The sequence below is a fragment of the Limosilactobacillus sp. genome (assembly GCF_041859915.1).
Taxonomy (GTDB): Bacteria; Bacillota; Bacilli; order Lactobacillales; family Lactobacillaceae; genus Limosilactobacillus.
On sequence record NZ_JBFLGB010000075.1, the window covers coordinates 1 to 7,907 of the forward strand.

Genomic DNA, 7,907 nt, shown 5'->3' on the forward strand with positions numbered 1-7,907 from the left:
CCGGGAACGGTCGCAGAATCTCTGGACCCGCTGCTGGAGCCTCGCCTGCACGGGGTTCAACGTCCAAGAGTTGCTGGACGAACGCTCCGCGGCCATCGCTGCCATGCGTGCCGAGGGGAAGTGCCGGGTGCCGCCGCGGTAGCGTGCGCGGATCGGCGACCATGTAGCTGGTTTTGGATCTTGGTGGCTTACCTATTGGTCCGTGGATGGTATTTAAAGCGACCAGTTGTGTTAATCATTTGCCTAATGTGTTTAGGAGCGACAATCGCTGGCTGCCAGCATTATCAGGACCGTCTCAATAAAAATCTAGTGCCGGGGAGGTTACCCGTAACACAGACAATCTTAGTTCTCCCTGATAATATTAAATGTGAGGGTGATTTAGCTTACTTAACGGGAGTTGATCAACGGACAAAACAACGTGAAACAATGACACTGATTATCCATAATGACCATCAGCGGCAACTGATTCGAAGATTAAACCATCCACAATATTGGCAGGTTGAAGGTGATTTACAACCGGTTATGCCGGCTACTAATGAAAATGAATTTAACTCGCAACGTTATTACCGTCAACAGGGTATTGTTAACCAGTTGCGAATCCGTCAATTAGTGGGTGTACAGATAGTTAAGCGGTGGAGCCTTCAAATGTATTGTCATGTCTGGAGACGTGATTTAAGTGCTTACTTTGGCCGGATGCCGCAACCCTTAGCCGGTTATTGTCGGCAGTTATTGATTGGTCAAAATGATCCGCGGAATGCTGATTTACTGACGAATGTTAAACGACTTGGCGTGATTCACCTTTTTTGCATTTCAGGACTGCACGTGGTCTTATTGGTAGCAATTTTACGCAGGGTAGGTACTTATTTGTGGTTAGACCGTGAGCTTATTGATACCCTTTTATTGGTGTCGCTTCCTTGCTACTTAATAATTGCGGGTGGATCGGTTAGCTTAGTACGGGCAGTAATTATGGCAGAGGTTGGACTACTACGGGGAATATGGCGATTAGATAGTTTAGATGGGTGGGCAATTAGTTTATTAGGTGGCCTTATTTGGGAGCCTGAATTGTTATTGAGCTTAGGGGGGCAATTAACTTACCTACTTTCACTAATGCTTCAGGTAATGGATCGTCACCAAACTGCTCTTCGAAGGAATGTTTACCTAGGACTAATTAGTATGCCCGCAATCTTATCTTATGTATTTGAATTTCACTGGTTGAGTTTGCTAATTAGTTATCCGCTCATTCCATTCTTTTCCTTAGTGTTGTTCCCACTGATAATTTTGTCAGCAACTAGCTTTTGGTTATTGCCAGTACTAGCAGAACCGGTTAACCAATTATTAATTCTTTTTCAAAGATTAATGGCTTTAGGAGCACGGTTACCTGGGGAGGTTCATTTTGGAAAGCCACCATTATTAGTTAGCCTAATCTTGTTTGGTTTGACCCTCTGGTGTATTGCCGGTAAAAATAAATGGCGGTGGGCAACCCTACTATTGGCTTATATGGCTTGTTTTATATTAATTCATTTTCCTTTGAGTGGGGAAGTAACCTTTGTCGATATTGGACAAGGAGATTGCATTATTATTCGCGAACCCTTTAATCGACGAGTAATGATGATTGATACTGGTGGTAAGCTTACTTTTGGCCATTTTCGATCGAACACGGGCCGGAATGTAGCCAGTCGAACTAGTATTAATTATTTAAAGAGTTTGGGTATTAGTCGAATCGATACTATCTATCTAAGTCACCATGACACTGATCATATTGGTTATCTGCCGACGGTCTTACAGGCAATGCAAGTCGGCCAGATTGCTGTTCCCGCAGGAATGGAACACCAGCGAGGATTACACAACAAGCTTGGACCACAACAAGTTCCACCGGTTATTCCGGTAACTGATCAGCATCCCGACCTTGATTTAGGGTTGAAGATTTTACACCCTTTCCAACCAGGAACGGCACAAAATCAAGATTCTTTGGTATTGGCAGGCCAATTTGGTGGTAAACGATTTGTCTTTACCGGCGACTTAGATCGGCCTGGGGAACGAGCAGTAATTGCACGTTACCCGCAGTTGCAAGCTGATGTTCTTAAATTAGGTCACCATGGTAGTAGAACCGCGAGTGACCAACAATTTCTACACCAATTACGGCCACAGTGGGCTATTATTTCGGCAGGTCGTTTTAATCGTTATCATCATCCTAATGATGAAGTGATTAAAGAATTACGCGATGAACACATTAATTACCTTTCGACTCAACAATACGGTATGATTAGGTATCGATACTGTTGGGGAAAGGGCAATTGGACAACTACATTACGAGGGGACGAACTGAAATGGACATTACCGAACTGTCTAAACAATTGAAAAATCATCGACTGGCACCCGTTTACTTGGTGCTTGGTACTCAGCAGGCTTTGCAGCATCAGGCACTTGATCAATTTCTTACTTTGATACCCAAAGAGGAACGAGTAATGAATATTGGTCGTTATGATATGGAGACTACTCCACTTGCAACGGCGTTAGATGATGCCCTAGCCATGCCATTTTTCGGAAAGCGACGTTTGGTAGTTATTAATAAGCCGTATTTTTTAACTAGTATTAAAAAGCGTGGCACGATTGATCATGATGTTGATGCCTTAAAGCGGTACCTAGCTCATCCACAGGAAACAACTATTTTAGTAATTTTAGCCCCTTATGAAAAACTGGATGGGCGTAAGGGCGTCGTTAAATCTCTAAAGAAAACGGCAGTTACTGTTGATGCCGCTCCCCTTAATGAACGACAGGCTCGTCAACAGGTAGTGGACCAGTTGATGGCTGCTAATTTTAAAATAGATCAAGCGGCGGTTAATGAATTAGTACAACGAACAAATGCTGACTATGGCTTGATGGAAGCCAACTTAGCTAAGCTAAAGATCTTAGCTTATCAGGATCATCATATTACTCAACAAATGGTTGCGGCTTTGGTTCCACAATCATTAGATGAAAATGTCTTTGACTTGGTAACTGCAGTGCTGCGCCATGATCAAATTAAAGCACTTAGCCTTTATCGTCAGTTACTTGCTGGGCAGCAGCAACCGTTGCGGATTAATGCCGTTTTGGTAGGTCAATTTCGCCTGTTAATTCAACTAAAGGTACTAAACCAACACGGCCTTAGTCAAGGGAGCTTAGCCAAAAGGCTTAATGTCCATCCATACCGGGTCAAATTAGGCTTACAAACGGCCCGTCATTTTTCGATGCTAAGTCTTGAAAATGCTTATTTGGGATTAATTCGGATTGAACAGGCTTTAAAGACGACCCAGCGTGATCCAGCTTTACTTTTTCAATTATTTATGTTGCAGTATACTCACCAAGCCAAGATGGCTAATTAGTGAGTCAATATAAAAAGAGACCGAATTAAAGACTAACGTTGTTTATTTGACGACAAACGTTAGTTAAACATTCGATCTCTTTTTCATTGAAATATATCATTATTTAAAAAAACAAAAAGGCCAGTTTAACTGACCTTTTTAGAAATGCTTATTACTTATTGTAACGAGCGGCTAAACGTGACTTATCACGTGCAGCTTTATTAGCCTTGATGAGGCCCTTGGAGTGGGCACGGTCAATTGCTGAAAGAGCATCCTTGTACAGCTTGTCAAGGTCACCTTCACCAGCAAGCTTGGCCTTATCGAACTTCTTAATAGCGGTCCGCATATGGCTTAATTGAGAAGCATTCTTAGCTTCTGCCTTGGCACTAGTTTTAACACGTTTGATTGCTGATTTGATAATTGGCATGAGTTTCACCTCCATTACCCGGTTATTCAGTTGACCAGAATTTTCAACGTTTTTCATTATACAAAAGACTGGCAGGCAATGCAATAGTTTCGAATCATTAAACAAAGATTTTGTTGTTCAGCTTGCAAGAAGATGGGGAATCGGTTATAGTATTAAAGGTTAATCAACCAGCTGCCTCTTCTCAGTTTGACGATCCTCACCGACGTCGTACTTAGAACTAGGCGCATTATTATTTGAAAGGTGGGAAAATAGCATGGCTATTTCTAAAGAACGTAAAGATCAAATTATTAAAGAATTTGCTACTCATGAAGGCGATACGGGTTCAACCCAGGTTCAGGTAGCGGTTTTAACTGCTGACATTAATGAACTGAACGATCACCTACGGACTCACAAGCATGACTATCACTCTCAGCGTGGCCTGATGAAGAAGATTGGTCACCGGCGGAATCTATTAGCCTACTTACGGCGGACTAATTTGCCTGCCTACCGTGAATTGATCAAGAAGTTAGGCCTTCGTCGTTAATCTTTACTTATATAGGCGTTCCAGCATTTGCTGGAGCGCTTTTTTGTTTCTGCTGCTGTTATTAGTTCCAATGCGATCTTTGATTGTGGTAAGATATGAATAGCTAATTGTGAACGAAAATAAAAATCCTACCTGTAGATGGTGGGGAAGTTCAAAACTAAATCAAAGGAGCTTACTCGATGAGTAGTAATATTAAAATTATTCCATTTGGCGGAGTACGTGAAAATGGTAAAAATATGTACGCCGTTGAGGTGGAGAACCAAATTTTTATCTTAGACGTGGGGTTAAAGTATCCCGAAAATGAGCTGATGGGGATTGACGTTGTTATTCCTGACTGGGATTACTTACGTCAACATAAGAATCAAATTGTGGGGGTCTTCTTGACCCATGGCCATGCTGATTCAATTGGTGCTTTACCATACTTCTTAATGGATTTCAATGTTCCTGTTTTTGGAAGTGAAATGACGATCGCCCTGGCCAAGCTAGCTGTTAAAAGTCACAAGAAGGTCAGAAAATTTAATGATTTTCACGTTGTTGATGCTTCAACGGCAATTGACTTTAATGACGTTACGGTCTCCTTCTTTCAAACAACACATACTATTCCAGAAACTCTTGGAATAGTCCTTGAAACTAGTGCAGGGAACATTGTTTACACTGGTGACTTTAAATTTGATCAGACGGCGACGCGGGGGTACCAAACTGATTTGGCCCGACTGGCAGAGATTGGTTCTCAAGGCGTTTTGGCATTATTAAGTGATTCGGCTGGTGCTGGTATTACTGGTATTTCTGCCCGGGAAAAGGATATCGGTGAATATATCAAGGAAAATTTTGTTCACCAAAATGGACGGATTATTGTTGCTAGTGTCGCTTCTAATATCATGCGGGTTCAGCAGATTATTAATGCCGCTGTGGCAGCACACCGGAAAATTGTGCTTTCCGGTAAGGACCTGGAGCAGATCATTAATACGGCAATGAGCCTTGGTAAGTTGAAACTGCCGCAAGATTTGTTGATCAGCATGAAAGAAGCCAATCATCTCCAACCAGACCAAGTTATTATTCTAGAAACAGGGAAAATGGGTGAACCAATCAAGTCTTTGCAGCAAATCGCTAGTGGTGACAATCCAAAACTGCATTTGACGGATACCGACTTAGTCTTTGTGACGACCACTCCATCCTATGCACAAGAGACTGAGGTTCAAAAGACCAAGGACATGATTTATCGGACTGGTGCTGAGGTTAAATTTATTTCTGATGATTTAAACCCATCTGGTCATGCTAATCAAAATGATGAACAATTAATGCTGAACTTCATGAAGCCTAAGTACTTTATCCCGATCCAGGGTGAATACCGCTTGCTTGATAAGCATGCACAACTTGCGGAAGAAGTTGGAATTCCGGCTGATCACATCTTCATTACGGCTAAAGGGGACGTTTTAACCTACAAGAAGGGTGAATTCCACCTTAGTGGCCATATTGATGTTGGCAACACGATGATTGATGGAACCGGGATCGGTGATATCGGTAACATTGTGCTCCGGGATCGACGAGTCCTTTCTGAAGACGGTATTTTTGTTGTGGTGGCAACAATTGACCGTAAAAAGAAGAAGATCGTCGCTCGACCACAAATTACCTCTCGTGGTTTTGTCTTTGTGAAAACCAATCGGCAGCTGATGAAACAAAGTGCAGACCTGGTTGAGAAGGTAGTTCAAGAAAACTTAAACAAGAAGGAATTCGATTGGAGTCACCTTAAACAGGACGTGCGAGAAAAGCTTAATCGTTTTCTCTTCGACCAAACTAAACGGCACCCGGTTATTTTGCCAGTAATTATGGAAATTAACCAACACGCTAAGCGAAAGAATAAAAAGGGTAATAACGAAAGCAAACCTGCACCTAACAAAGAAAAGAAAGTAACTAATGGTCATCACCGTGGTCGTGGGCGTGGCCGTAAGCATGAAAAGCAGGCACAAAAGAATAATAAGTAACCATGGTTGTAAGGAGTTAGTCAGCAGTAAATGCTGGAGGCTCCTTTTCTTTTGGGGAGGAACTAACATGGATGAACGACAAAAGAGACAATTTCGGCGCGCCATGATCCTGATCAGGCAACAGAAATGGCAGGCAGCTAGTAATATTCTTGGCAATTTACTGGCAATTACTAATACGCCCGTTATCGTTAAAAAGCAGGTACTAGTGCTAGTTCATCTTCACCAGTATATTCAAGCACAAAACCTGGTTTTTGATCAACCAACGCTTTTTTTAGGGACGCAAGTAGATGCTAAATTGGCACTCCAGGTCCTATTAGCCAACCAGCATTTTATAAAGGCTCGCTTGTTTATTACCGGTGCTCCACAGACCTGGCAGACGGAATTGAAACAATTAATTACTGACAGTGAACAGGCAGCCGAGCTTAAGTATCAGGCAACGATTAAACAAACACTTCAGCAGTTTTATCACCTTGGCGATGGGAATATTCGGCAACAACGAGAGCGGTTGGATAATGCCTATAATTTGCCCCTAAATGATTTTCTCTTAGGAACCCGTTTTGTACTTCGTGATCCGTTTGTCCAGCCATTGATTAAGAGTGATATTTTGGAAAAGTTACGAGCCATTGGGGTGGCTACTAGTGTCACCTATTTGTGGCTTGATAACCATGAGTATCAAGTTATCCCGGCTCAATTAAAAGCCTCGGATGATTTACCAATAGTGCACGCAGTTCGGCGGACCCTTCGTAAACGCCTTGCAAATCAAGATATCATGCGTTACCAGCTTGCTAGTCAGCAGTTTAACCTGCAAATAATGTTTCTTTTTCCACGAATAACAACAGTGATTACTGATCCCCAACGCTGGGTAGCCGTTTTGCTTGCCACAATTAATGGGCAGAAAATACCGACTACTGATCAGGCAGTCAAGTGGCAGCAACTAATTACGACGCGGATTAATGAGCTTGCTCAGGGGAATAAATAAAATTTTTTGAATTTAGTCTAAAAAACATTGCTAAATTTATTTACAAACTCGATGATAGTTGATATGATATTTAAGAATTCTTCTTCAAACCGTTGTTACAGAGCTTTCAATTGGCAAAAAGAAGTAGTACAATATGCTTAAGGGTGTGTCAGTCATTTCCTTGAGACGGCTGGCATTATACTTGTAAATTAACAGGAGGTTTTCATTAATGGCTGAAAAACAACATTATGAACGTACTAAGCCCCATGTAAACATTGGTACTATTGGCCACGTTGACCATGGGAAGACCACTTTAACTGCCGCTATCACCAAGGTATTGGCAAAGAAGGGCCTTGCAAAGGAAGAGAAGTTTGCTGATATCGATGCCGCTCCAGAAGAAAAGGAACGTGGTATCACCATCAACACTGCCCATGTTGAATACGAAACTGAAAAGCGTCACTATGCTCACATCGATGCACCAGGTCACGCTGACTACGTTAAGAACATGATCACTGGTGCCGCTCAGATGGATGGTGCGATCTTGGTCGTTGCCGCTACTGATGGCCCAATGCCACAGACTCGCGAACACATTCTGCTGGCTCGTCAGGTCGGCGTTGACTACATCGTTGTCTTCCTGAACAAGACAGACCTTGTTGACGATGACGAACTGATCGAC

The 7,907-nt window shown here is 42.4% G+C and carries 7 protein-coding genes; 6 read left to right on the forward strand and 1 reads right to left on the reverse strand.

Annotation, left to right across the window (positions count from 1 at the left end; genetic code table 11):
• On the forward strand, positions 1-2,358 hold a 2,358-nt coding region (locus tag ACEYV4_RS08470), incomplete at its 5' end, for a DNA internalization-related competence protein ComEC/Rec2 (protein ID WP_373842867.1).
• The gene (holA, locus tag ACEYV4_RS08475) at positions 2,328-3,362 is read left to right on the forward strand and encodes a DNA polymerase III subunit delta (RefSeq protein ID WP_373842868.1); all 1,035 of its coding nucleotides are present in this window, start codon (positions 2,328-2,330) and stop codon (positions 3,360-3,362) included. The genes ACEYV4_RS08470 and holA, both read left to right, overlap by 31 nt.
• A 151-nt stretch (positions 3,363-3,513) precedes the next feature.
• Here holA and rpsT read toward each other — a convergent pair whose 3' ends face one another.
• Complete coding sequence (gene rpsT / locus ACEYV4_RS08480; RefSeq protein WP_373842869.1) at positions 3,514-3,768, reverse strand: 30S ribosomal protein S20; 255 nt, start codon at positions 3,766-3,768, stop codon at positions 3,514-3,516.
• A gap of 253 nt (positions 3,769-4,021) precedes the next feature.
• On the opposite strand from rpsT, the gene rpsO reads away from it, so the two are divergent.
• The 4 genes from rpsO to ACEYV4_RS08500 all read left to right on the forward strand — a co-directional run.
• Positions 4,022-4,291 carry a 30S ribosomal protein S15 gene (gene rpsO / locus ACEYV4_RS08485; RefSeq protein ID WP_373842870.1) on the forward strand — a complete coding sequence of 90 codons (270 nt, stop codon included), beginning with the start codon at positions 4,022-4,024 and terminating at the stop codon, positions 4,289-4,291.
• Positions 4,292-4,470: 179 nt separating this feature from the next.
• Positions 4,471-6,273, forward strand: a complete 1,803-nt coding sequence (locus tag ACEYV4_RS08490; RefSeq protein WP_373842871.1) for a ribonuclease J — start codon at positions 4,471-4,473, stop codon at positions 6,271-6,273.
• Positions 6,274-6,340: 67 nt separating this feature from the next.
• A complete protein-coding gene (locus ACEYV4_RS08495) occupies positions 6,341-7,252 on the forward strand; it encodes a hypothetical protein (protein ID WP_373842872.1) in 912 nt (303 codons plus the stop codon).
• Between the two features lie 208 nt (positions 7,253-7,460).
• On the forward strand, positions 7,461-7,907 hold a 447-nt coding region (locus ACEYV4_RS08500), incomplete at its 3' end, for a GTP-binding protein (protein ID WP_373842873.1).

Excerpts from the sequence above, each read along its gene's own strand:
- rpsO (WP_373842870.1), top strand. The coding sequence starts at position 4,022 with ATGGCTATTTCTAAAGAACGTAAAGATCAAATTATTAAAGAATTTGCT.
- ACEYV4_RS08490 (WP_373842871.1), top strand. The coding sequence starts at position 4,471 with ATGAGTAGTAATATTAAAATTATTCCATTTGGCGGAGTACGTGAAAAT.
- holA (WP_373842868.1), top strand. The coding sequence starts at position 2,328 with ATGGACATTACCGAACTGTCTAAACAATTGAAAAATCATCGACTGGCA.
- rpsT (WP_373842869.1), bottom strand. The coding sequence starts at position 3,768 with ATGCCAATTATCAAATCAGCAATCAAACGTGTTAAAACTAGTGCCAAG.
- ACEYV4_RS08495 (WP_373842872.1), top strand. The coding sequence starts at position 6,341 with ATGGATGAACGACAAAAGAGACAATTTCGGCGCGCCATGATCCTGATC.